The sequence below is a fragment of the Bacillus sp. JJ864 genome, from assembly GCF_036963045.1.
GTDB lineage: Bacteria > Bacillota > Bacilli > Bacillales > Bacillaceae_G > Bacillus_A > Bacillus_A pseudomycoides_C.
Window position 1 is genome coordinate 2,575 of record NZ_JBALLY010000052.1, and the last position, 26,419, is coordinate 28,993.

Genomic DNA, 26,419 nt, shown 5'->3' on the forward strand with positions numbered 1-26,419 from the left:
TCTTGCTCTTGCTCTTGCTCTTGCAGCTTCTATTTCTTGCTCTTGCTCTGCAGCTTCTTTTTCTTGCTCTTCTTTAAGCAATACTTTTCGAGATAAGTTTACACGACCTTGTTTATCGATTTCGATAACTTTTACTGAAATCTCATCACCGATTTTCACAACATCTTCTACTTTCCCTACACGTTCAAGTGCTAATTCAGAAATATGAACAAGACCGTCTTTACCACTGAATAATTCAACGAAAGCACCAAACTTTTCAATTCGTTTTACTTTTCCTAAGTAAATTTCACCTATTTGAACTTCACGAACGATATCTTCGATAATTTTCTTCGCTTTTTCATTCATTTCTTGATTAATAGATGAAATAAAGACTGTGCCATCTTGTTCAATATCAATTTTTACGCCTGTTTCTTCAATAATCTTGTTAATTTGCTTTCCACTTGGTCCAATAACATCACGGATTTTATCCGGATTAATTGTCATTGTCACAATCTTAGGAGCATATTGAGATAACTCCGTACGTGGCTCAGCAATAACAGATAACATATGATCTAAAATGTGCATACGTCCAACTTTTGCTTGTTGCAATGCTTCTTCTAAAATTTCACGTGATAACCCTTCAATTTTAATATCCATTTGAAGTGCCGTTACACCTTTAGCTGTACCTGCTACTTTAAAATCCATATCACCTAAGTGATCTTCCATACCTTGGATATCCGTTAAAATTGTGTAATGGTCACCAGACTTCACAAGTCCCATTGCAATACCAGCAACTGGAGCTTTAAGCGGAACACCTGCATCCATCATCGCTAAAGTGCTACCACAAATACTTGCTTGTGAAGTAGAACCATTTGATTCTAATACTTCTGATACAAGACGTACTGTATACGGGAAGTCCTTTTCAGATGGAATAACTGGCTCAAGGGCACGTTCACCTAATGCACCATGACCGATTTCACGACGACCTGGGCCGCGCATTGGTCTCGTTTCCCCGACACTAAAGGACGGGAAGTTATAATGATGCATGAAGCGTTTTGATTCTTCTACACCAAGACCATCTAAAATTTGTACATCGCCTAATGCTCCTAATGTACAAATACTTAATGCTTGTGTTTGTCCACGTGTAAACAAACCAGAACCATGCGTACGAGATAAAATTCCTACTTCTGATGCTAGAGGACGAATTTCATTACCTTTACGTCCATCTGGGCGAATTTTTTCAACTGTAATAAGACGACGTACTTCTTCTTTTACAATTTTATATAGAATTTCATTTACTTGTCCTAATGTTTCAGCATCAGCTTCTTGCGCCTCATAATGCTGGGTAATACGCTTTTTCACTGCATTAATTGCATCTTCACGTGCATGTTTTTCGTGTACTTGAATTGCTGCATGCATATCTTGCTCTGCCATCTCACGTACAGTTTGATCAAGCTCAGCGTTCACTTCATATAACTGAACTTCCGTTTTTTCTTTTCCAACTGCTTGTACAATTTCTTCTTGGAAAGCAATTAGACGTTTAATTTCTTCATGACCAAACATAATTGCTTCTAACATTGTTTCTTCAGGCACTTGGTCTGCTCCTGCTTCTACCATGTTAATAGCATCTTTTGTTCCAGCAACAACAAGGTGAATATCACTTTGCTCTTGTTGTTCAACTGTTGGATTAATAATAAATTCGCCGTCAATACGACCAACCGTCGCACCAGCAATCGGCCCTTCAAATGGAATATCTGAAATCGATAACGCCAATGAAGAACCAAGCATAGCTGCCATTTCTGAAGAACAATCTTGATCCACACTCATTACAATGCTGACTACTTGTACTTCATTACGGAAACCATCAGCAAAAAGAGGACGAATCGGACGATCAATTAAACGGCTCGCTAAAATTGCTTTCTCACTTGGACGACCTTCACGTTTAATAAAGCCGCCTGGAATTTTCCCTACTGCATATAAACGTTCTTCATAGTTTACTGTTAATGGGAAGAAATCTACATTTTTTGCCTCTTTTGATGCAGTTGCTGTAGATAGAACTGCTGTGTCGCCATATCTTACTAATACTGCTCCATTTGCTTGTTTTGCAAGCTGACTTGTTTCAATCGTTAGCTGGCGACCAGCCCAATCTATCGAGAAGACTTGCTTTTCTTGACTCATTTAAGTACCCCTCTCAATTTAAAATATTCAATTCTTCTATGTAAATGGATAATATATCACAATATTCTTCCTCTAGTATTACCGAAAATTCAGTAAGCTATCAAGAGTAGAAGATATATTTTTACCTAACAAAAAAGCGGGAATATTCCCGCTTCTTTGACTATCGACGTAATCCAAGCTTTGTGATTAGTTCACGGTAGCGAGTGATGTCATTGTTACGAAGGTAAGTAAGTAAGTTACGACGTTTACCAACCATCTTTAAAAGACCGCGACGTGAATGATGATCTTTCTTGTGAGTACGTAAGTGCTCATTTAGAGTGTTAATTTGCTCCGTTAGGACAGCAACTTGAACTTCTGGAGAACCAGTATCAGTCTCATGAGTTCTAAATTGTGCAATGATTTCGTTTTTACGCTCTTGTGTTAAAGCCATCCTATTTCACCTCCTAAATAGTAAATCCCCAGTTACCTAGCAAACGTCGGTGAGTCGTAATGCCAAGCAATGGTTATTGTAAAGTACATAAGATAGAATACTACTTTTCATTAGAAAAAGCAAGTATATTATTTGCACGGCTAAAATAATCTTCTGCCGTTCTCTTATCTTTTGCAATTTGTGCAACTAACTCATCTATTCCGTTAAACTTTTTTTCTTCACGAATGCGTATGTGCCACTCTACAACAACAGCCTCATCATATATATCACGCTGAAATTCAAAAAGATGCACTTCAATAGAAAGCTGCTTTTCATTTTCCTTAAAAGTAGGTTTATATCCAATATTACATACACCTTCATGCCACTCATCATTCACGTTCATTCTAACGGCATATACACCAACAGGCGGCAAAAGATATTCATCATTTAAAGCCACATTTGCTGTTGGAAAGCCAATTTGGCGACCTCGCTTATCTCCATGAACAACTGTACCTTCAACTGTATATGGTCTGCCTAAAATAGCTGGAATTCGTTCCATTTCTCCGTTACGGATATGTTTTCGTAATAATGTGGAACTTACTTTTTCTTCTTGAAATTCTACTTTTTCAATCACGGTTTGTGTAAACTCCCCTCTTGCATGAAATGGTAAAGTTTCCATCGTCCCTTTTCCTAAACGTCCGTACGAATAATCAAAACCAGCTACAACATGTTTTGCATTCAGCCCAATAATATAATCATCTACAAATTGTTGTGGCAGTAAATTTGCAAATGCTTCGTCAAATTTCACAACATATAAAATATCAATTCCTAAACTTGCAATCACTTTTTCTTTACTTCGTAAAGGCGTAATATACTCTACATGCGCTTCCTTTTTCCCTAATACAACAGACGGATGCGGATGAAAAGTCATCACAGCACTTTTAATACCTCGTTCTTCTGCAACCTTTTTCGCAGTACGAATGACACGTTGATGACCTAAATGAATACCATCAAAATAGCCTAATGCCAGCACAGTAGGCTCTATTTCCGTTTTGTTTAATGCATGGGGATGAGTTAAATGAATGAGTTTCACGCTTGAATTCACCTTTTTCTGTAATAATCCTTCCAATTATTCATTATAGCTGTAATTCTTGATTATTCACAAGTACTTTCATCGGTTTCAACATTCCTGAATGTTTTGGGTGATGTTCATAAATCGCTAAGCAGCGTGCCTTTTCATCAAAAACTGTAATAAATGGCGCCGTCACTTGTTCCTTATTCGGTAAAAACATACCATTCTTCACTTTTTCTGCTTGTTCCCTACTTACAACCATTTTTGGAAACTTACATAATGCTTCATCAATCGAAATGAAGATTGATTCCACTGTTCCATTTTGCACGTTTTGTTCAATTTCTTCAAATGATATGCAATCTTCTAATTTAAACTCTCCTGATGCTGTTCTCACAAGATCGGACATATGCGCCGGAAATCCAAGCTTTTCCCCAATCATAACAGCTAATGTTCTTACGTATGTTCCTTTACTACAAGTCACTCGGAAACGGAAGGAAATTGTCTCTCCTTCAAATAATTCACGGTTATCAAGTAAAATGAATTCATGAATCGTAATTGTACGAACCGGACGCTCTACTTCTATTCCCGCCCTTGCATATTCATATAGTTTCTTTCCATTCACTTTTACAGCCGAATACATTGGTGGTACTTGTTCGATTGTTCCTGTTAAGCCAGCTAATACTGATTCTACCTCTTCACGGGTAATAACACGATTGACATCTTGCTTTGCAACAACTTCACCTGAAGCATCTTCTGTAGTCGTCGAAAATCCTAGCGTAACTTCACCTTCGTACGTTTTTGTTTCACTCGTTAAAAATTGCGCAATTTTCGTAGCACGCCCTACACAAATTGGTAATACCCCTGTCACATCCGGGTCTAAAGTTCCTGTATGCCCTATACGTTTCTCTCTTAATATTTTTCTTAATTTAAATACACAATCATGTGATGTCATCCCTTTTGGTTTATGTAATAGTACTACACCTTCCATATATTCACCTCATCGTTATACTTTTGTGTACTAGACTTATTTCAGATTGAAAAAATGGATAGACAAATGTCTATCCATTATTCTTCACGTTTACCTTCTTTATTAATTTCATGTAAAAGTGTATCAATTCGATGACCATATCCAATCGATTCATCAAATTCAAAGGAGATTTCAGGTGTTTTCCGAAGACGAATACGCTGTCCAATTTCGGAACGAATAAAACCTTTTGCCTTCGCTAAGCCTTTTAATGTATTTGCTTTCTGTTCTTCGTCTCCTAAAACAGAAATGTATACTTTGGCAATTTGTAAATCTCCACTTACTTGTACATCTGTTACTGTTACAAATCCAACACGTGGGTCTTTAATTTTACGACTAATAATGTCGCCTAATTCTTTTTTCATTTGTTCGCCCACACGGTTTGCACGTAGTTTCATAACTATTCACCTCATTCAATACCATTCCAATTGTGTTATCGTACGTTCAATTTCAGGAAATGAATCAATGTAGGCAAGTACACGATTCATTTCTTTTTCGCACACAACACGATTGGAGGATACGGAAACAATCGCAATTTCTGTACGTTGCCATACATCTTGATGTCCAACTTCTGAAACAGATACATTGTAACGCTGTTTTACACGAGTTAAAACACGCTGTAAAATTGCTCGTTTCTCTTTTAAAGAATGCACATCATAAACTATACATTCGAATGAGAGTGAAGCGATAATCATCGCTTCACTTCTTCCATAATGTACGCCTCAATGATGTCCCCTTCTTTAAGATCATTATATCTTTCAATTGTGATACCACACTCATAATTTTGTGCAACTTCTTTTACGTCATCTTTGAAACGTTTTAACGTATCAAGCTGTCCTTCGAAAATAACTACGCCATCACGAATGATACGTACGCCGCTATCACGTGTAATTTTACCGTCTGTTACGTAACATCCTGCAATTGTTCCAACTTTCGTTACTTTAAACGTTTGACGAACTTCTGCTTGACCAATTACTTTTTCTACGAATTCAGGATCTAGCATACCTTGCATTGCAGCTTCGATCTCTTCGATTACTTTATAAATAATGCGGTGCAAACGAATATCAACGTTTTCTAATTCAGCTGTCCGCTTCGCATTGACATCAGGACGTACGTTAAATCCAATTACAATTGCATTAGATGCAGAAGCTAAAATAATATCAGATTCTGTAATTGCACCTACGCCAGTATGGATAATTTTCACTTTTACGCCTTCAACATCAATTTTTCGAAGTGATGCTGCCATTGCTTCCACAGAACCTTGTACGTCTGCTTTCACAATCAAGTTAATTTCTTTTACATCGCCTTCTTTAATTTGTTGGAATAAATCTTCAAGGCTTAATTTAGATTTTTCACCACGCTGTGCAACCAATGCTTGTTGTGCACGTGATTCACCGATTTGACGTGCTTTCTTCTCATCAGCAAATGCCATAAAGCGATCTCCTGCTTGTGGTACTTCATTTAAACCTGTAATCTCAACAGGAGTAGACGGACCAGCAACTTTTACACGACGACCAATATCATTTACCATCGCACGAACACGGCCGAATGATGTACCAACAACGATTGGATCTCCTACTCGAAGTGTACCGTTTTGTACAAGTAATGTCGCAATTGTTCCTTTACCTTTATCAAGCTGCGCTTCAATTACTGTACCAGTTGCATAACGATTTGGATTTGCCTTATATTCTTCTACTTCACTTACAAGAAGAATCATTTCTAACAAGTTGTCAATTCCTTCACCTTTAATAGCAGCGATTGGTACGAAAATTGTATCACCGCCCCAAGCTTCTGGAACTAATTCGTACTCAGTTAGCTCTTGCATTACACGGTCTGGATTTGCTGATGGTTTATCCATTTTATTTACAGCAACAATAATTGGTACTCCAGCTGCTTTCGCATGGTTAATCGCTTCAACCGTTTGTGGCATAACACCGTCATCAGCTGCTACAACAAGGATTGTAATATCCGTAACTTGTGCACCACGTGCGCGCATTGTTGTAAACGCCGCGTGACCTGGTGTATCTAAGAATGTAATTTTCTTGTCATTTACTTCAACTTGGTATGCACCAATATGCTGCGTAATTCCGCCAGCTTCACCAGCAGTTACTTTCGAATTACGAATAGAGTCAAGTAACGTTGTTTTACCATGGTCAACGTGTCCCATAATTGTAACAACTGCTGGACGCTCTTTTAAGTTTTCTTCGTTATCTTGTTCGTCCATAAACGTTTCAAATTCTGTTTCACTTACAATTACTTCTTCTTCTACTTCAATACCGTAATCGCTCGCAATTAACGCAATTGTATCTTTCTCTAAATCTTGGTTAATTGTTGCCATGATTCCAAGCATAAAGAGCTTTTTAATAATTTCAGATGGCTCTTTACTTAATTTTTTCGCAAGTTCACCTACTGTAAGCGTGCCAGAGAAAGTGATTTTGTCTGGTGTTTCTACTACTTGCGTTTGTTGTCTTCCAGCAAAGTTTTCTTGACGTTTGTCTTGATTCCCTTTGCCTTTTTTCTTATTCTTATTGCTGTTCTTTTTGCTGCGAACAACTTTTTCTTCTACTTCAAACTCATCTGCAACAGAAGGTTTTTCTGCTCCATCATTATACTGATTATCTAACTTGTTTACTACTTCGTCATCTAACATCGCCATATGATTCGATACCTCAATATTCATTTCTTTTAGTTTTGTAATAATATCCTTACTTGAGATATTGTGTTTTTTTGCATATTCGTATACTCGAATTTTACTCATACCTTCACCCCCGGTAAGTTGTATCGAGCATGCTAAGCAGCTTCTTAGCAAAGCCGTCATCTAACACCGCTACAACGACTCGTTCTTCTCTCCCAATCGCATGCCCTAACTCTTGTCGATTTTCGACCTTTCTCATTGGTACGTTGTAGAACGTTGTTTTGTCCGTAATGCGCTTTGTTGTATTTGCTGACGCATCTTCAGAAAGCAATACGAGCTTTGCTTTACCGCCTCGAACTTCTTTTAAAACAAGCTCTTCACCCGATATAATCTTTCGAGCCCGATTAGCCAGCCCTAAAAACGATTTCCAATTGGACACTTACTTCGACTCCTTCTCAACAAGCTCAATTAGCTCTTCATAAAGAGAGTCATCAATTTTCGCTTTTAGGTGATGTTCCAAGACATTCTTCTTTTTCGCCTGAGAAATGCATTCTTTATCTTTTGACAAATATGCACCGCGTCCTGATTGTTTACCTGTTAAATCAATCGACACGACTCCCTCCTTGGAACGAACAATGCGAATGAGCTCGCGTTTTGATTTCATTTCTTGTGTTACCACACATTTTCGTAACGGAACTTTTCGATTGCTCACGTTCATCACCTCTATTCGATTTCATCTTCAGCAGAATCGAATGCGATCATCATATCTTCTTCTGTTAAAAGTCCTAGTTGTTTCGCATCAGACTCGCTTTTAATATCAATTTTCCAGTTTGTTAATTTCGCTGCAAGTCGTGCGTTTTGACCACGCTTACCAATTGCTAAGGAAAGTTGATGATCTGGAACAATTACAGTAGTTGCTTTGTCTTCTTCGTTCACAAGCACTTTTACAACTTGTGATGGACTCAATGAATTTGCTACATATTCAATTGGATCATTTGACCAGCGAACAATATCAATTTTTTCACCCTTTAGCTCATCTACGATGCGTTGTACACGTTGTCCTTTCGGTCCTACGCAAGAACCTACTGGATCTACATCTACATTTTCAGAGTAAACAGAGATTTTAGAACGATCTCCAGCTTCACGTGCTACAGAACGAATTTCTACAGTTCCATCGTAAATTTCTGGAACTTCAATTTCAAACAGACGCTTTAAAAGGCCTGGATGCGTACGTGACACATAAATTTGCGGACCTTTTGTAGTTTTCTCTACTTTTGTAATGAAAACACGGATGCGATCATGCGGTTTATACTGTTCGTTTGGCATTTGCTCACTTACCGGTAAAAGTGCTTCTACTTTCCCTAAACTTACATAAATAAAGCGAGCATCTTGACGTTGTACAATACCAACCATAATGTCTTCTTCACGGTCGCTAAACTCAGAATAAATCACGCCACGTTCCGCCTCACGTACACGCTGCGTCACAACTTGTTTTGCTGTTTGTGCTGCAATACGTCCGAAATCTTTTGGCGTTACTTCAATCTCTAATACGTCGCCTTCTTGGTAGTTTGGATTAATTTGTCTTGCTTTTTCAACAGAAATTTCAAGACGTGGGTCAAATACATTTTCCACTACATCCTTACGCGCTAATACTTGAATAGTCCCAACTTCAGGATTGAAGCTAACGCGAACATTTTGCGCTTGATTGAAATTTCGTTTATAAGCAGAAATTAAAGCTGCTTCAATAGCATCAATAATAATATCTTTGCTAATACCTTTTTCTTGTTCTAATACGAGCAAAGCATCTAACAACTCAGTGCTCATGAAGATCCCCCTTCTTACTAAAACGTAACTGCAAGTCGCGCATTGGCAACTTTATCCATTGGAATTTGGATTTCTTTTTTACGTGTTTTAATTGTTAATAGTAATGTAATTGTTGTTCCATCATATGCAAGTAGCTTTCCTTCAAACATTTTCTCACCATCGATTGGCTCGTATGTTTTAATTGCAACTTGTTTGTCTACTGCTTGGTGGAAATCTTTTTCTTTCTTTAATGGACGCTCCGCTCCTGGGGAGGATACATCTAAAAAGTAAAGATGAGGAATTGGATCCTCTTTATCTAAAGCTTCACTTAATCGCTCACTTACCGCACCGCATTCCTCAATATCTACTCCTGTATCAGAGTCAATGGATACGCGTAAAAACCAATCTTTTCCTTCTTTCACATACTCTACATCTACAAGCTCAAGGCCAAGCTCTTCGACAATTGGCTGCGCAAGTGCTTCAACAACTTCTGTAACTTTCTTATCCATAAACAGCCTCCTTTCTGCCGCCATGTAACAGTTGAAAGACTTCATCCTGCGTACTTTTAACCAATGCAGTTTGTATATTCTTTCTCGTTAGCTAACAAAAGCCCCTGCTAATAAGCAGGGAATATCTGTCTTAGTATTACCAAATTTAAGAAGTAAAACTTGTAACAAAATATGTATATACGACAGAAGCGTCTACGTAAATTTTAGACGCAGAAACATATATAGTAAAACGAAAGAGTGGGTTTCCCCACTCTTTTTTTCACAAAATATACATGACATGGTTATCTCGCTACCTAGTATAGCATAGCAACCATGGTTTTGCAAAGACTTTTCCTATCCATTAGAACAGTGATAACTGGTTTTGATCTGGTAGTTCTCCTAAACAACCCTGACTATCTAAATACTCAATAATTGTTTTGGAAATCTTACTGCGCTGTTGTAAATCCTCTTTCGATAAAAATTCGCCATTTTCACGTGCTGCTACAATATTTAATGCCGCATTTGTACCAAGACCAGGTATTGCATTAAATGGTGGAATCAATGTATTTCCATCAATAATAAAGTCAGTTGCACTAGAGCGATATAAATCAACCTTTTGGAATGAGTAACCACGTTCACACATTTCCAGTGTCATTTCTAATACTGTTAATAAGCTTTTCTCTTTCGGCGATGCATCTAATCCTTTTTGCGCAATTTCATCAATTTTAACGCGGATAGATGCTGAACCTTTAACCATCGCCTCTAAATCAAAATCATCGGCACGAACTGTGAAATATGCCGCGTAGAATAACAATGCAAAATGTACTTTGAAATACGCAATGCGCACAGCCATGAGCACATATGCTGCCGCATGGGCCTTCGGGAACATGTACTTAATCTTTTTACATGAATCAATATACCATCCCGGCACATTATTATTGCGCATTTCCTCTTCCCACTCTGGAGGTACACCTTTCCCTTTACGTACAGATTCCATAATTTTAAACGCTAAAGATGGTTCTAAACCTTGGTAAATTAAATACACCATAATGTCATCACGACAACCGATTACTTCACTCAGTGTACATGTGCCATCATAAATGAGTTCATTTGCATTTCCAAGCCATACATCTGTACCGTGAGATAGTCCAGAAATTTGGACAAGCTCTGAGAATGTCGTCGGCTTTGTTTCCTCTAACATTTGGCGAACGAATTTTGTACCAAATTCCGGGATACCAAGTGTACCTGTTTTACAGTTAATTTGTTCTTCTGTTACACCAAGTGATTCTGCACCTGAGAAAATTTTCATTACTTCTGGATCATCGGTTGGAATCGTCTTCGGATCAACTCCACTTAAATCTTGAAGCATACGAATCACTGTCGGATCATCGTGTCCAAGTATATCAAGTTTTAATAAGTTATCATGAATAGAATGGAAATCAAAATGTGTAGTTCTCCATTCTGCTTCTAAAGAATCTGCTGGATATTGAATCGGTGTAAAGTCAAAGACATCCATGTAATCCGGCACTACGATAATACCACCTGGATGTTGTCCTGTCGTTCTTTTAACACCAGTACACCCTGATACAAGACGATCTACCTCTGCTCCTCGTATCGTTAAATTATGGTCTGAAGCATAGCCTTTCACATAACCATACGCGGTCTTTTCTGCAACGGTACCTATTGTTCCAGCACGATATACATTCCCTTCACCAAACAGTACTTTCGTATAGTTATGGGCACGAGGCTGGTATTCTCCTGAGAAGTTCAAATCAATATCCGGAACCTTATCTCCTTTAAAACCAAGGAACGTTTCGAACGGAATATCATGACCGTCTTTTTTATATGCAGTTCCGCAATTTGGACAATCTTTATCAGGTAAATCAAATCCAGAACCGACTGAACCATCATTAAAGAACTGCGATTGCTTACAATTTGGACAAACATAATGCGGCGGCAATGGGTTTACCTCTGTAATCTCCATCATTGTCGCAACAAACGATGAACCAACCGATCCACGGGAACCAACAAGATAGCCGTCAACAAGAGATTTCTTTACTAACTTATGTGAAATCAAATAAATAACAGCAAATCCATGTCCAATAATACTTTTCAATTCTTTTTCTAGACGGGCTTCTACAATTTTTGGGAGTTCATCTCCGTAAATACTTCGAGCCATTTCGTAACTCATATCCCGCGTTTCATCATCTGCACCTTCAATTTTTGGAGTATAAAGGTCATCTTTTACAGGCTTTACATCACCAATCATCGATGCAACTTTTTGCGTATTTGTTACAACAATTTCTTTTGCTTTCTCTTCTCCTAAGAAGGAAAAACAGTCTAACATTTCATCTGTTGTTCGGAAATAAACAGGCGGCAATGAATGACGATTTAATGGATTCGCTCCGCCTTGCGAACTCACTAAAATTTTCCGATACATTGCATCTTCTGGATTTAAATAATGAACATTTCCTGTTGCAACAACAGGCTTATCTAACGTTTCACCTAACTTTACTAAGTTAGAAATAATTGTTTTTAATTGACCTTCATCACGAACAAGCTCAAGCTCTACCAAATGTCGTAACACTTCTGGAGGCATTACCTCAATGTAATCATAAAACTGAGCAATTTCCTCTACTTCTTCTGGTGCCTTTTGCATCATCGCTTCAAATACTTCACCTTTATCGCAAGCTGTACCGACTAAAATACCTTCGCGATACTTCTTTAATAAAGAACGTGGGATACGGGGTACACGGTAGAAATATTGAAGATGCGCGTAAGAAACAAGCTTATATAAGTTCTTCAGCCCTTCATCCGACGTTGCAAGCAGTGTCACATGACTTGGACGTCCACGCTTATACGCATCTCCTTGTCCCATACTATCATTTAACTGGTCGTGATATTCAAAGCCTTTTTCGATTACACTTTTTAGCATTTTCACAAGCAAATATCCAGTTGCTTCTGTATCATAAATCGCACGGTGATGTTGTGTTAATTCAATATCAAGCTTTTTACATAACGTATTTAAACGATGGTTTTTCATCTCTGAAAATAAGAAACGCGCCAACTCTAACGTATCGATAACTGGATTTTTCGTTTTTTCTAATCCGCTTTTCTTAAATCCAACATTTAAGAACCCCATATCAAAGCTTGCATTATGGGCTACAAGTGTATGATTCCCAATCCACTGTTCAAACTTTTTAAATACTTCTTCTACTTCCGGTGCATCCGTTAGCATATCATCTGTAATACCCGTTAATTCAATGATTGTTGCTGATAGCGGCTGATGCGGATTTGCAAAGGATTCAAAACGATCGATAATTTCTCCGCCTTTTATTTTCACAGCAGCGAGCTCAATAACCGTATCATATACTGCTGATAACCCTGTTGTCTCAACGTCGAATACAACATATGTTTCATCTGCGAGTAATCGGTGTTCCTCATTATAAGCAATTGGTACCCCGTCATTCACAAGATTCGCTTCTACACCATAAATCACTTTAATTCCCGCTTTTTTTCCAGCAGAATACGCTTCTGGAAAGGATTGTGCAACAGCATGGTCTGTTACAGCTATGGCTTCATGTCCCCATTTTGCCGCTTGACTCACAAGTGTAGATGCAGATGTTACAGCATCCATTTGACTCATCGGCGTATGCATATGCAGCTCTACCCTTTTTTCTCCTTCTGGCGCTTTATCTTTACGAGATGGTCCTGTTATTTCATTAATATCGTTTGCAATCATGACTAAATCTCGAACAAAAGTATCATTTTGAACGGATCCGCGTGCTTTCACCCACATTCCCTTTTTCAATGATTGTAAGAGTGGAATATCTTCTTTATCGCGTGAAAACATTTTAATCATAATGGAATCGGTGTAATCAGTTATCTTTAATGTCAATAACGTACGTCCGCTTCGCAGTTCTTTCGTTTCAACATGAAATACATAACCTTGTACTGTTTTTCTTCGTTCCTCGTCTTGAATTTCACGAAGTGCTGTAATTTCTTCATCAGGCTTAATCAAATATCCAAGAACAATCGGTCCTTCATGCACCATTTCATTTTGTTCTTCCGCCTGACGTTTCGCCATTTCTTCCATCGCTTGCATCACACGCTGACGATCTTCTTCTTGTGTTTGTTCACGAAACTTTTGAACTTCCTCATCATTTTGCTTCACATTTGTTTCAAGCTGAAAACGTGGAAACCCAAATAATTCATATTGATCTCCAATAGGTTTCGCAAGATTTTTCTTTACCGTCTGTGCTTCTAAATCGTTATTTACATCTAATAACAACTTTAAACCATTCGTGTGAGGCGGCTTCGCTTTTAAGTAAGCAAACATTGGAGAAAATGCAATTTTATTTGTACAAATTGGCCAATAAGCTTGGACATCTTCTTCAGTATAATTCTTATTTTCTGTCTCTAACATAAAAGCTGTTTTCGCAATATGTGAAAATGATCGCTGCAACTGCGCTTCCAATAATTCATATACTTGCGCTGGTAAAATACGCGGAACTTGTAAATAAAAACACCAACTCTTATTCCCCTTATCAACAAGTAATTTTTGAATACCACCACCTTGTAAATATTCATTTACAAGATTTTCAGGAATTTGCAATTGTTCAAGCAAAATTCGAAAACGTTCTTGTTGTTCGTTTGTTAACGACATATGCAGCCTCCTTTCATCGTATCAAGAAATCTTTTTGCTCTTCTCATAGCAAGAGAAGGTACCTCATTTTGAGGTACCTCTTCTTATTTTAAAATATTTGCAATGTATGTGTGAAGTTCGTCGACTTTCACTTCTGCAGCTTCATTTGTTGCACGTACTTTTACTTCAACAATACCTTCATCCGCTTTTTTACCAACTGTTACTCGAACTGGAAGACCGAATAAATCTGCATCAGCAAATTTTACACCGGCACGCTCTGTACGGTCATCTAATAACACTTCATATCCTTGCTCTTTTAATGAACTGTAGATATTTCCGCCCACTTCACGCTGTGCATCAGATTTCATATTTACTGGAATCACGTGTACATGGAATGGTGCAACTGCTTTTGGCCATACTAAACCATTCTCATCATTAAATTGCTCAGCAATTGCCGCAACTGTACGAGATACACCAATTCCGTAGCAGCCCATAATGATCGGCTGTGTTTTACCGTTTTCATCTAAGAATGTTGCATTCATTGATTCACTATAACGAGTACCCAGCTTAAATACATGTCCCACTTCAATACCACGAGCAAAACGAATTGTTCCCTCGCCGTCTGGAGAAAGGTCTCCTTCTTGGATAAAACGTAAATCTGTATATTGGCTTACTTTAAAGTCACGTTCTGGATTAACATTCACATAATGGAAACCTTCTTCATTTGCTCCGCAGCATCCATTTACGATAGCTTGCACTGCATGATCAGCAATGATTTCTACTTCTGTTACGCCAATTGGACCTAAAGAACCGACTTCACAGTCTAACAACTCTTTTATTTCTTCATGCGTTGCAAGTTCAACAACAGAAGCACCGTATAAGTTTTTCAACTTCACATCGTTTACTTCATGATCGCCGCGAACGAGCACAACGATAAACTTCTCGTCTACTTTAAAGACCATAGACTTAATACAATTTGTTGCTTCAATATTTAAGAATGCACATACTTCTTCAATTGCTTTTTGATCTGGCGTTGCTACTTTTTCAAGCGCTTTTTCTACTTCACCGCTCTTTTCATAAGAAGCAATAACAGGTGCCATCTCAATATTTGCAGCATAGTCAGATGTATCAGAATATGCGATTGTATCTTCCCCTACATCTGATAATACCATAAATTCATGTGTATCTTTTCCGCCCATCGCTCCAGAATCAGCGATAACAGCACGGAAATTTAAACCGCAACGTGTGAAAATATTAGAGTACGCTTGAAACAGACGGTTATATACTTCGTCTAAACTCTCTTGCGTTGCGTGGAAAGAATATGCATCCTTCATTAAAAATTCTCTTCCGCGCAACAAACCAAAACGAGGTCTTTGCTCATCACGGAATTTTGTTTGAATTTGATAAAGTGTCAAAGGTAATTTCTTATATGACTTAATTTCGTCGCGTACAAGATCAGTAATTACCTCTTCATGCGTTGCTCCTAAAGCAAATTCACGATTATTACGATCATTCATACGCATTAATTCTGAACCATATGAATACCAGCGTCCAGATTCTTGCCATAATTCAGCTGCTTGAAGAGCTGGCATTAACAATTCTACAGCACCAGCTTTCTCCATTTCTTCACGAACAATACGTTCTACTTTATGCAACACTTTCAGACCAAACGGTAAAAAGCTATATATGCCTGAAGCGTTTTGACGCATAAATCCTGCGCGTAATAGAAGCTGATGACTTTTAATTTCCGCATCAGCTGGTACTTCACGCAGTGTAGGACTAAATATCATACTTTGTTTCATTCTATAGCACCTCTTTTATAAGAAAAACTTCCGTATATCATTCCATGTTACCACTAACATCAGTAACATTAATAAAGCAAAACCAATAAAGTGAACCATTCCTTCTTTTTGACGGTCAATCGGCTTCCCGCGGAGCGCTTCAATTAAGAAGAAGAACAGACGCCCTCCATCAAGTGCAGGAACAGGTAATAAATTAAACAAACCAAGATTTATACTTAAAACAGCTGCTAAGCTCATAACACGAATCGTACCATATTCTACAACTTGGTCTGTTAAATTATAAATCCCTACTGGACCAGATAAATCGTTAATAGAAAAATGTCCTGTAACGAGCTGTATAAGTGAGACAAATATGAGCTTTGTCCATCTATATGTTTCTTCAAACCCCGATTTGATTGAACCTAAGACTGATTTCTCAACAGGTGATTGTACACCGAGTCTACCAACTGGAACGTCGCCCTCTTTTTCAGCAGCTGGAGTAACTTGAATTGCTACTTTTTTACTATCACGTGTTACATCCATTGTAATTTCTTTTCCTGGATTTTCACGGACAATACTCGTAATATCTTTCCAACTATTTGTCGGCTTCTTATTTATCGACGTAATGATATCATCTTCGTGTAAGCCTGCTTTCTCTGCCACACTACCAGATACGACTTTTCCAATCATCGGTTTATCTACTGGAATCCCCTGTACAAAACCAATAATTACAAAGATAACAAAAGCCAGCACAAAGTTCATAGCAGGACCAGCAACAATGGCAAGCGCTCGCTGTCCTAGTGTTTTTGAACCAAATTGCCGGTTAAACGGCGCAATTTGTGTCTCTTCTCCTGCGGAAACACAGCGAGCTTTCTCATGTACTCGAAATGTTTGTAACTCTTCCTCGTACTCTTCATATCCAGATATAATCAGCTTATGTTCCAAGTCAGCTTGTTCTACTTCAACGACACGAACATTTGGATATTTTTCACGATTATCCAAAACAATTTTCGTAACCTCTTCTTTTTCATTTAGAACAAGACCCACTTTTGTCCCAGGTTTTAGTTCAACTGTTTCTGGATCCTCTCCAGCCATTCGTACATAGCCGCCAAGCGGAAGTAAACGAATTGTATAAACTGTTTCATTTTTTTCAAACGAGTACAATTTTGGACCAAAACCGATGGCAAATTCACGACACAAAATGCCAGCACGTTTGGCAAAGTACAAATGTCCAAGTTCATGAAAAAATACAAGTGCACCGAAAATTAAAATAAAGGCAATCGCTGTATTCAATTCTCATAACCACCTTTGCTAAATTTGTTCCATCACAAACCGTCTTGTGGCAGCATCAATTTCCTGAATTTCTTCTAAGCTTGGACGCGCAATGACATTGTGATGGTGCATTGCTTTTTCAATGAGTTCTTCCACTGTTAAGAAACCAATTTTCTTTTGTAGAAAGGCTGCTACAGCTACTTCATTTGCTGCATTCATAACAGCTGGCATGCTCCCGCCCATCTTTCCAGCTTCATATGCAAAACGTAGGCAACGGAAACGATCTTGATTCATTTGTTCAAAATGCAGTGTTCCAATTTCCCATAAATTTAACTGTTTTGTATCCGAGAGAGGTAATCGATCTGGATATGTAAGTGCATATTGAATTGGTACACGCATATCTGGTGAGCCGAGCTGTGCCATTACACTACGATCTTCAAATTCAACCATAGAATGAATAATGCTTTCTTTATGTAAAACAACATCAATTTGCTCATAAGGTATGCCGAAAAGCCAATGCGCTTCAATTACTTCCAGCCCCTTATTCATCATTGTAGCAGAATCAATTGTAATTTTCGAACCCATTGACCAGTTTGGATGACGAAGCGCATCTTCCACAGTCACATGATGTAATTCATCTCTCGTTTTATCGCGGAAACTCCCGCCTGAAGCAGTAATAATTAAGCGAGAAATTCGCTTTTCATTTTCTCCATTCAAACATTGAAAAATAGCCGAATGCTCACTATCTACTGGAAGTAACGGCACATTATGTTTGCGTGCAGCTTCCAATACAATATGTCCCGCAGTTACTAATGTTTCTTTGTTTGCAATTCCAATTGTTTTTTTTGCCTCAATTGCACGGAGTGTTGGTAACAACCCTACACTACCTACAACAGCATTTATTACAACTTCTGCACTCGGGTGAAGAGCTACCTCTAATAGTCCTTCGTCACCATATACTACTTTTGTATTTCCAGAAACTGATTGTAACCTTACAACATCTTCCTCTCTTTGTACAGAAACAAGCTGAGGAGAAAATTCTTGAATAACTTTTACTGCGTAGTCAATATTTTTCCCTACAGAAAAAGCAACGAGACGGAATTGGTCTGGGTGCGAGCGTACTACATCTAAAGTTTGCGTCCCTATTGATCCGCTTGCCCCTAATAAACTAATGTTTTTCATGACTCCAACCCCTCGTTTTATTATGAAATGAAATGTAAGAAGTGTAAAATCGGTAATACGAACAACCAACTATCTGTTCGATCTAAGATTCCACCATGTCCAGGTAAAATTGTACCTGAATCTTTCACACCGTAATGGCGTTTAAAAGCAGATTGTACTAAATCACCAAGTTGTCCAAAAATGGAGATTGCAATTGTAACAATTATTAACATCCCAACGTTCCCTTGAACTTGGAAAAACATATTGTATACAAAAGCAACAATAATCCCACAAACAATACCGCCTAGTGAACCTTCTATCGTTTTATTCGGACTAATTTCTGGCCACAATTTTCTTTTTCCGATTGCTTTCCCTATGAAATATGCACCTGAATCAGTTGCCCAAATGACAAATAACGCATAAAACACAAAATGGATTCCCGCTATTCTCGTTTCATTTAAATATAAGAATCCCATTGCAACGTACGTTGTTGCCATAAGTAAAAAAGAAGCATTGTCAAAAGTAAATGTATTCTTTGAAAGGACTGTATATGATAAAAGTAATAAAACAATCACAAATGTGATTTCTAGTTTATCTAATCCAATCCAATTGAACACTCCTGATGCATTACTTGGAACTAAAATACTCCACAATAATAATGCGGCTAAAACTGTTGGTACCGAAATAAGTGTAAGCTTGTTCATACGAATTAATTCATATAATCCTATAGAAGCAAGTGCATACACTAAAACTGTAAAAGGCACGCCACCGTAAATTACGATGGGAATGAACAGCGCGGCAGCAATCACTCCAGTAATAATTCTCTGTTTCACTACCAAACCCTCTCTTTCTACACGCCTCCGAATCTGCGCCCTCTATGTTGAAAGTCTGTAATCGCATTTAGCAAATGTTCCTCGGTAAAATCTGGCCAATACACATCTGTAAACCAAAGCTCCGAATACGCAATTTGCCATAGCATGAAATTACTAATACGTAGCTCCCCACTTGTACGAATAAGCAAGTCTGGGTCAGGTAAAGAGCTTGTCATTAAGTATGAAGAAAGCATTTCTTCATTTACATCTTCTGAACGAACTTTCCCTTCTTCGCTATCTTTCATCATATGTTGCACAGCAGAAATGATTTCATCGCGACTTCCATAGTTTAACGCAAAATTGAGAATTAATCCCGTGTTCTCTTTTGTATCTTCCATGGCTTTTTCCATCGCTCTGCGCGTATGCGTAGGAAGACGATCTTTTTGTCCAATTACTCGAACTTGTACATTTTCTTCAACTAATTCTGGTAAAAATGCACCTAAAAATTCTTCTGGAAGCTTCATTAAATAATCGACTTCCTTTTTCGGTCTTTTCCAATTCTCAGTAGAAAAAGCATAAAGAGTCAGCACTTTCACATCAAGTTTACTAGCAAATTTCGTAATTTTTTTTACTACTTGCATTCCTTCATGATGTCCGGCAATGCGGGGCATTGCTCTTCTCTTTGCCCATCTTCCATTACCATCCATAATGATCGCAATGTGCTCTGGGATATGTCCCTTTTTCACTTTTTCAATGAGATGATCAAACGATGTGACCTTTTTACCTTTAAAAAAAGGAAACTTTTTAAACATCATTCATACCCTCCAACAAGCAGACGTATGCCAAAAAGTGTAAAAAGACCCCCTTAAGAAGAGGGTCATATTTGCGAAGGTATCGCTATTACACTTCCATGATTTCTTTTTCTTTGTTTTTTGCGATTTCGTCAACTTTTTCAATATATTTATCTGTTTCTTTTTGGATATCTTCTGTATATCCTCTTAAGTCGTCTTCTGTAATATCTCCAGCTTTTTCAAGCTTTTTAAGATCATCATTAGCATCACGACGTACGTTACGAACTGCTACTTTTGCTTCTTCAGCATATTTCTTAACAGTTTTTACTAGGTCTCTACGACGTTCTTCTGTTAATGCAGGGAATGCAATACGAATTACTGATCCATCGTTAGAAGGATTTAGACCTAAATCAGCTTTTAAAATTGCTTTTTCAATATCACCGATAGAAGTTTTATCATACGGCTGAATAACAAGCAAACGTGCTTCAGGAACTGTAATGTTCGCTAATTGCACCACAGGTGTTGGTGCACCATAATAATCAACTTGTACTTTATCTAATGCAGAAGCGCTTGCACGACCAGCACGAACTGAAGCTAATTCGCGAGAATAAGCAGCAACTGCTTTTTCCATTTTTTCATTTGTAGCTTTTAATACTTGTTGTCCCATTTTTATTTCCCCCTTACAATTGTTCCAATATTTTCGCCGAGAACGGCACGCTTAATATTTCCTTCTTCCATAATTGAGAATACAATTAGTGGAATGTCATTGTCCATACATAAAGAAGAAGCTGTAGAATCCATTACACCTAAACCTTCTTTTAAGACATCTAAATATGTAAGTGACTCATATTTTGTTGCTGTTTCATCAACAGTTGGATCTGCACTATATACGCCATCTACATTATTTTTTGCCATTAAAATAACATCTGCCTCAATCTCAGCTGCGCGTAATGCCGCTGTTGTATCAGTAGAGAAGTAAGGGTTACCTGTACCTGCTGCAAAAATTACAACACGCTTCTTCTCTAAGTGACGATTTGCTTTACGACGAATGTAAGGTTCTGCTACTTGGCGCATTTCAATAGAAGTTTGCACACGAGTTTGGACTCCTAAATTTTCCAAGCTATCTTGAAGAGCTAAGGAATTCATTACTGTTGCTAACATGCCCATGTAGTCTGCTGTTGCACGATCCATTCCCATCTCGCTCCCGATTTTTCCACGCCAAATGTTACCGCCACCAACAACGACTGCAACTTCTACATCAAGCTCAGCAATTTCTTTTACTTGCTGTGCAACAGATTTTATAACAGATGGGTTAATTCCAAACCCTTTATCCCCAGCTAAAGCTTCACCGCTTAGCTTTAATACAACACGATCATATTTTGGCTTACTCATAATGAACCTCCAGTACTTGCATCTTTATTTTAAAAAAGGGAACACAATGTGTCCCCCAATCTTTATTAGTTGTTACCTTTTACTTGGTTCATTACTTCTTCAGCAAAGTTGTCTTCGCGTTTTTCGATACCTTCACCAACAGCGTAGCGAACGAATCCTTTTAATGTTCCGCCTTTAGACTCAACGAACTGACGAACTTTCATATCAGGGTTTTTAACGAATGCTTGGTCAAGTAAGCAAATCTCTTCGAAGAATTTGCCAAGACGGCCTTCAACCATTTTCGCAACGATTTTTTCTGGCTTTCCTTCGTTTAAAGCTTGTTGTGTTAATACTTGACGCTCATGCTCAACTTCTTCAGCTGTTACAGCATCGCGGTCGATGTATTTAGGATTAACTGCTGCAATGTGCATTGCTACATCTTTAGCAGCTGCTTCATCTGTAGAACCTTCAAGAACTGTTAATACACCAATGCGTCCACCCATGTGTAGGTAAGCACCGAATGCATCTGCATCAGTTTTTGATACGATTTCGAAACGACGAAGTGTAAGTTTTTCACCAATTTTAGCGATTGCTTCGTTGATGTACTCTTCTACTGTTTTGCCGCTTGAAATTGTTTGAGCCATAGCTTCTTCAATGTTAGCAGGTTTATTAGCTAATAAGTGAGCAGCTAATTCTTTAATTAATGTTTGGAAACCTTCGTTTTTCGCAACGAAATCAGTTTCAGAGTTTAATTCTAAGATTAAAGCGTCATTACCGTTTGCTTCGATGTAAGTTAAACCTTCAGCAGCAATGCGATCTGCTTTTTTCGCAGCTTTCGCAATACCTTTCTCACGTAGGAAGTCAACTGCTTTCTCCATGTCACCGTTAGTTTCTGTTAGCGCTTTTTTGCAATCCATCATACCTGCGCCAGTTTTTTCACGAAGTTCTTTTACCATTTGTGCAGTAATTGCCATGCTTTTCATCCTCCTAAAATATGTATATACCTTAAAAAAGGTGATAAAAGGCCTATCCCCTTATCACCTTTCTAAATTTGTTACGCAGTAACAGTTTCTTCACCTTGTTTTGCTTCAAGGATCGCGTCTGCCATTTTAGATGTAAGAAGTTTTACAGCACGAATTGCATCATCGTTTGCTGGGATTACATGATCGATTTCATCTGGATCACAGTTTGTATCAACGATACCGATGATTGGAATGTTTAATTTGCGTGCTTCAGCAACTGCGATACGCTCTTTACGAGGGTCTACTACAAATAATGCATCTGGAAGACCTTTCATATCTTTAATGCCGCCTAAGAATTTTTCAAGACGCTCTAATTCTTTCTTAAGTTGTACAACTTCTTTCTTAGGAAGTACTTCGAAAGTACCATCTTCTTGCATTTTTTCGATGTCTTTAAGGCGTTTAATACGCTTTTGAATTGTTTGGAAGTTTGTTAACGTACCACCTAACCAACGTTGGTTAACGAAGTACATACCAGCGCGAGTTGCTTCTTCTTTAATAGCATCTTGTGCTTGTTTTTTTGTACCTACGAATAATACGTTACCGCCGTTAGCAGCGATGTCTCTCATTACTTTGAATGCTTCTTCAACTTTTTTCACAGTTTTTTGTAAGTCGATGATGTAGATACCGTTACGCTCTGTGAAAATGTAACGTTTCATTTTTGGGTTCCAACGACGAGTTTGATGTCCGAAGTGAACACCAGCTTCAAGCAATTGCTTCATAGAAATTACTGACATAATTTAGTTCCTCCTAAATGGTTTTTGATATCCTCCGTTCACTTCATCTTTAAGCGAAACTACAAACGTAGCACCAACACTTAAATCAATGAACGTGTGTACTTTGTACTGACACCACTGACAACTATATCACAACAAAATATCACAATCAAGTCGAAAATACATACATTGTCAAACTTTCTTTTTCGTTCCTCTATTTTTATTACTGAATGATATACGCACTCTTTACAGTATTACCATTTCTCATTATTTTTAAGCTGTTTCATGATACAGTGAAACTTGCAATAGCAAACTCTTATTTTCTGTTAATAACAAAAAAGAACCCTTCTGCAACATACAGAAGAGTTCTTCATTTATGAAAATTAGTTTGTTTTTAGTTTCGCAAGCTCATGTAAAAACTTGTCATTTAATACTTTGATGTATGTTCCTTTCATACCTAAAGAACGAGATTCAATTACACCAGCACTTTCTAACTTACGAAGTGCGTTTACAATTACAGAACGTGTAATACCTACACGATCAGCAATTTTACTTGCAACAAGTAAACCTTCTGTTCCATTTAACTCTTCGAAAATATGCTCAATTGCTTCTAGTTCACTGTATGATAATGAGCTAATTGCCATTTGTACAACCGCTTTACTACGTGCTTCTTCTTCAATTTCTTCCGCTTTTTCACGTAGAATTTCCATACCTACTACAGTAGAACTATATTCAGCAAGAATTAAATCATCATCTAAAAACTCTTGACCAAGACGTGCTAATACTAATGTACCTAGACGCTCACCACCACCAACGATTGGTACGATAGTTGTTAAACCTTGACCAAATAATTCTCTGTTTTCTACAGGGAACGCTGTATACTCACTGTTTACTTCTAAGTTTGGAGATGTTTCAGTTACATTGAATAAGTTCTTTGTATATTCTTCTGGGAACTGACGCTCAGCAAGCATTTGTTTCATGCGCTCGTTTTCGATTTGTTGGTGAATTGCATATCCTAATAATTTTCCGCGACGACTTACAATAAACACGTTCGCTTCAATTACTTCACACATCGTGTCAGCCATTTCTCTAAAGTTTACTGGTTTTCCTGCTGCGCTCTGTAATAACGCATTTAATTTTCTTGTTTTTGCTAATAATTCCATTTCTAAACTTCCTCCTACATATTATTCACATAGTTTTAATCACTTGGAAACTAGGGCAAGTCACCTGATGATACTATTACAAAATAAACTGGCTCACATCTTTATTTTTAGCAATCGTCGCTAATTTTTCCTCTACATACTGAGGTGTTATCGTTACCTTCTCTAACGTAATTTCAGATGCTTCAAACGATAAATCTTCAAGAAGTTTTTCCATAATGGTATGAAGCCTTCTTGCTCCAATATTATCTGTGTCTTGATTGACTTGATAGGCAATCTCGGCAATCTTACGAATAGCTTCGTCAGAAAATTCAATTTCTATACCTTCAGTTTCCAATAATGCTATATATTGTTTTACTAAAGCATTATCTGGTTCTACAAGAATTTTCACAAAATCGTCCGCTGACAATTTCGTCAACTCTACGCGAATTGGGAATCTTCCTTGCAGTTCCGGAATTAAATCTGACGGCTTTGACATATGAAAAGCGCCCGCTGCAATGAATAAAACATAATCCGTTCTTATCGGTCCATATTTTGTCACAACAGTCGATCCTTCCACAATCGGTAAGATGTCTCGCTGCACGCCTTCACGTGATACATCAACACTATTCGATTGTTTACCAGCAATTTTGTCAATCTCATCAATAAAAATAATCCCAAGCTGTTCAGCACGATAAACGGCTTCTTGTGTAACTTCATCCATATCAATTAAGCGCTGTGCCTCTTCATTTGTCAAGACTTTTCTCGCTTCTTTTACAGAAAGTTTACGTTTTTTTGTTTTTTTCGGCATAAAACTTCCAAGCGCATCTTGAAAATTCATGCCCATCTGTTCCATTCCTGTACCTTGGAGCATATCGAACATAGATGATTGCTGTTCTGTCACTTCAATCGTAATCAATTCATCTTCGAGTAAACCAGTAGCAAGCTGCTTTTCTACTTCTTTTCGTTTTTGCTCCACTTCTCTCTCATCCTGCTTTTCCGTTGTTGGAGCGGTGTTTTGATTTTGATATCCGCCAAACAACATTTCTAACGGATTTTTAAATCCTGATTCTTTTTGTTTATGCGGTACTAAAATTTCAACAATTCGTTGATTAGCTTGCTCTTCCGCTTTGTCTTTAACATGAATCATTTTTTCTTCTTTTACAATTCGAACGGAAGTCTCTACAAGATCACGAACCATAGATTCAACATCACGACCAACATAGCCTACTTCTGTAAATTTTGTTGCCTCTACTTTAATAAAAGGAGCACCAACAAGCTTTGCAATACGACGCGCCACTTCTGTTTTTCCGACCCCTGTCGGTCCAATCATTAAAATATTTTTCGGTGCAATTTCATCGCGAAGTCCTTCTGCCAATTTACTGCGGCGATAACGATTTCTAAGTGCCACTGCAACTGCTTTTTTCGCATCTTTTTGACCAATAATATATTGATCTAATTTTTCTACAATTTGTCGCGGAGTAAAATGTAAATGCATTTAAAATGCCTCCCTTACAGTTCTACAGTTCTTCCACAATAATATTTTCATTTGTATATACACAAATATTGCTAGCGATTTCTAAACTCGCCTTCGCAATTTCTCTTGCTGTGAAATGGGAACCTGCATGTTGTTTTAAAGCGCGTCCTGCTGCAAGCGCGTAATGCCCACCAGAACCAATTGCTAAAATGCCATCATCAGGTTCAATCACTTCACCCGTTCCTGAAACAAGCAACAACGTATTTTTATCCATAACAATTAACATTGCCTCTAGTTGGCGAAGCATCTTATCCCCTCGCCACTGCTTTGCCATTTCTACTGCAGCTCGCTGTAAATTACCATTGTATTCCTCAAGCTTTCCTTCAAACATCTCAAATAGTGTAAAAGCATCAGCTACAGAACCTGCAAAACCAGCTAACACTTTTCCATGAAATAATTTTCGAACTTTACGAGCTGTATGCTTCATAACAACAGCATTTCCAAGCGTAACTTGCCCGTCACCAGCCATTGCACATTCTCCATTATGGTGAATCGCAAATATCGTTGTAGCATGGAAGTTTCCCATAGAAAAAACTCCTTTATTTGTTTTTATCCTGCCGCTAACAGGCATTTAGACTCCAACCTTA

24 protein-coding genes are annotated in these 26,419 nt (G+C 37.9%); all 24 read right to left on the minus strand.

Features of this window, described 5'->3' with window-relative positions:
- The coding region (pnp, locus tag V7024_RS09415) for a polyribonucleotide nucleotidyltransferase (protein WP_335518746.1) at nt 1-2,157 on the minus strand (2,157 nt) is incomplete at its 3' end.
- Nucleotides 2,158-2,317: 160 nt separating this feature from the next.
- Nucleotides 2,318-2,587: a 30S ribosomal protein S15 gene (rpsO, locus tag V7024_RS09420; protein WP_020059143.1), complete on the minus strand. Its 270-nt coding sequence runs from the start codon at nt 2,585-2,587 to the stop codon at nt 2,318-2,320.
- A 100-nt stretch (nt 2,588-2,687) separates the two neighbouring features.
- Complete coding sequence (gene ribF, locus V7024_RS09425) at nt 2,688-3,659, minus strand: bifunctional riboflavin kinase/FAD synthetase (RefSeq protein WP_335518749.1); 972 nt, start codon at nt 3,657-3,659, stop codon at nt 2,688-2,690.
- Between the two features lie 43 nt (nt 3,660-3,702).
- A complete protein-coding gene (gene truB, locus V7024_RS09430; protein WP_335518753.1) occupies nt 3,703-4,626 on the minus strand; it encodes a tRNA pseudouridine(55) synthase TruB in 924 nt (307 codons plus the stop codon).
- A 77-nt stretch (nt 4,627-4,703) separates the two neighbouring features.
- Nucleotides 4,704-5,060 (minus strand): 30S ribosome-binding factor RbfA, encoded by a 357-nt coding sequence (rbfA, locus tag V7024_RS09435; RefSeq protein WP_098916200.1) that lies wholly within the window; start codon nt 5,058-5,060, stop codon nt 4,704-4,706.
- Nucleotides 5,061-5,075: 15 nt separating this feature from the next.
- Nucleotides 5,076-5,357 (minus strand): DUF503 domain-containing protein, encoded by a 282-nt coding sequence (locus V7024_RS09440; RefSeq protein ID WP_335518760.1) that lies wholly within the window; start codon nt 5,355-5,357, stop codon nt 5,076-5,078.
- A complete protein-coding gene (infB, locus tag V7024_RS09445) occupies nt 5,354-7,420 on the minus strand; it encodes a translation initiation factor IF-2 (protein WP_335518763.1) in 2,067 nt (688 codons plus the stop codon). The genes V7024_RS09440 and infB overlap by 4 nt, the downstream gene beginning before the upstream one ends.
- Nucleotides 7,421-7,424: 4 nt before the next feature.
- Entirely contained in the window at nt 7,425-7,736 is a 312-nt protein-coding gene (locus tag V7024_RS09450; protein ID WP_020059149.1) for a YlxQ family RNA-binding protein, read from the minus strand.
- Nucleotides 7,737-8,009, minus strand: a complete 273-nt coding sequence (gene rnpM, locus V7024_RS09455; RefSeq protein WP_020059150.1) for an RNase P modulator RnpM — start codon at nt 8,007-8,009, stop codon at nt 7,737-7,739.
- An 11-nt stretch (nt 8,010-8,020) separates the two neighbouring features.
- Complete coding sequence (gene nusA, locus V7024_RS09460; RefSeq protein ID WP_335518767.1) at nt 8,021-9,121, minus strand: transcription termination factor NusA; 1,101 nt, start codon at nt 9,119-9,121, stop codon at nt 8,021-8,023.
- A gap of 17 nt (nt 9,122-9,138) precedes the next feature.
- Nucleotides 9,139-9,609 carry a ribosome maturation factor RimP gene (rimP, locus tag V7024_RS09465; protein ID WP_335518770.1) on the minus strand — a complete coding sequence of 157 codons (471 nt, stop codon included), beginning with the start codon at nt 9,607-9,609 and terminating at the stop codon, nt 9,139-9,141.
- Nucleotides 9,610-9,949: 340 nt separating this feature from the next.
- Entirely contained in the window at nt 9,950-14,254 is a 4,305-nt protein-coding gene (locus V7024_RS09470) for a PolC-type DNA polymerase III (RefSeq protein ID WP_335518773.1), read from the minus strand.
- Nucleotides 14,255-14,337: 83 nt separating this feature from the next.
- Nucleotides 14,338-16,035 (minus strand): proline--tRNA ligase, encoded by a 1,698-nt coding sequence (locus V7024_RS09475; RefSeq protein ID WP_335518776.1) that lies wholly within the window; start codon nt 16,033-16,035, stop codon nt 14,338-14,340.
- Nucleotides 16,036-16,050: 15 nt separating this feature from the next.
- Entirely contained in the window at nt 16,051-17,307 is a 1,257-nt protein-coding gene (gene rseP / locus V7024_RS09480) for an RIP metalloprotease RseP (RefSeq protein ID WP_335518781.1), read from the minus strand.
- Between the two features lie 18 nt (nt 17,308-17,325).
- Entirely contained in the window at nt 17,326-18,468 is a 1,143-nt protein-coding gene (gene dxr / locus V7024_RS09485) for a 1-deoxy-D-xylulose-5-phosphate reductoisomerase (protein ID WP_335518784.1), read from the minus strand.
- Between the two features lie 20 nt (nt 18,469-18,488).
- Nucleotides 18,489-19,280: a phosphatidate cytidylyltransferase gene (locus V7024_RS09490; protein WP_016115954.1), complete on the minus strand. Its 792-nt coding sequence runs from the start codon at nt 19,278-19,280 to the stop codon at nt 18,489-18,491.
- Between the two features lie 17 nt (nt 19,281-19,297).
- On the minus strand, nt 19,298-20,074 hold the full coding sequence (locus V7024_RS09495; RefSeq protein ID WP_335518788.1) for an isoprenyl transferase: 777 nt from the start codon (nt 20,072-20,074) through the stop codon (nt 19,298-19,300).
- Between the two features lie 85 nt (nt 20,075-20,159).
- Nucleotides 20,160-20,717, minus strand: a complete 558-nt coding sequence (gene frr / locus V7024_RS09500) for a ribosome recycling factor (RefSeq protein WP_335518791.1) — start codon at nt 20,715-20,717, stop codon at nt 20,160-20,162.
- A gap of 2 nt (nt 20,718-20,719) precedes the next feature.
- Nucleotides 20,720-21,442, minus strand: a complete 723-nt coding sequence (gene pyrH / locus V7024_RS09505) for a UMP kinase (protein ID WP_098916212.1) — start codon at nt 21,440-21,442, stop codon at nt 20,720-20,722.
- 65 nt (nt 21,443-21,507) lie between these two features.
- The gene (tsf, locus tag V7024_RS09510) at nt 21,508-22,395 is read right to left on the minus strand and encodes a translation elongation factor Ts (RefSeq protein WP_335518794.1); all 888 of its coding nucleotides are present in this window, start codon (nt 22,393-22,395) and stop codon (nt 21,508-21,510) included.
- An 80-nt stretch (nt 22,396-22,475) separates the two neighbouring features.
- Nucleotides 22,476-23,177 (minus strand): 30S ribosomal protein S2, encoded by a 702-nt coding sequence (rpsB, locus tag V7024_RS09515; RefSeq protein WP_335518797.1) that lies wholly within the window; start codon nt 23,175-23,177, stop codon nt 22,476-22,478.
- A 362-nt stretch (nt 23,178-23,539) separates the two neighbouring features.
- The gene (gene codY, locus V7024_RS09520; protein ID WP_020059163.1) at nt 23,540-24,319 is read right to left on the minus strand and encodes a GTP-sensing pleiotropic transcriptional regulator CodY; all 780 of its coding nucleotides are present in this window, start codon (nt 24,317-24,319) and stop codon (nt 23,540-23,542) included.
- Between the two features lie 76 nt (nt 24,320-24,395).
- Nucleotides 24,396-25,793: an HslU--HslV peptidase ATPase subunit gene (gene hslU, locus V7024_RS09525; protein WP_335518801.1), complete on the minus strand. Its 1,398-nt coding sequence runs from the start codon at nt 25,791-25,793 to the stop codon at nt 24,396-24,398.
- Nucleotides 25,794-25,815: 22 nt separating this feature from the next.
- Nucleotides 25,816-26,358, minus strand: coding sequence for an ATP-dependent protease subunit HslV (hslV, locus tag V7024_RS09530; protein WP_098916215.1), 543 nt, complete (start codon nt 26,356-26,358; stop codon nt 25,816-25,818).
- Nucleotides 26,359-26,419 lie beyond the last annotated feature (61 nt).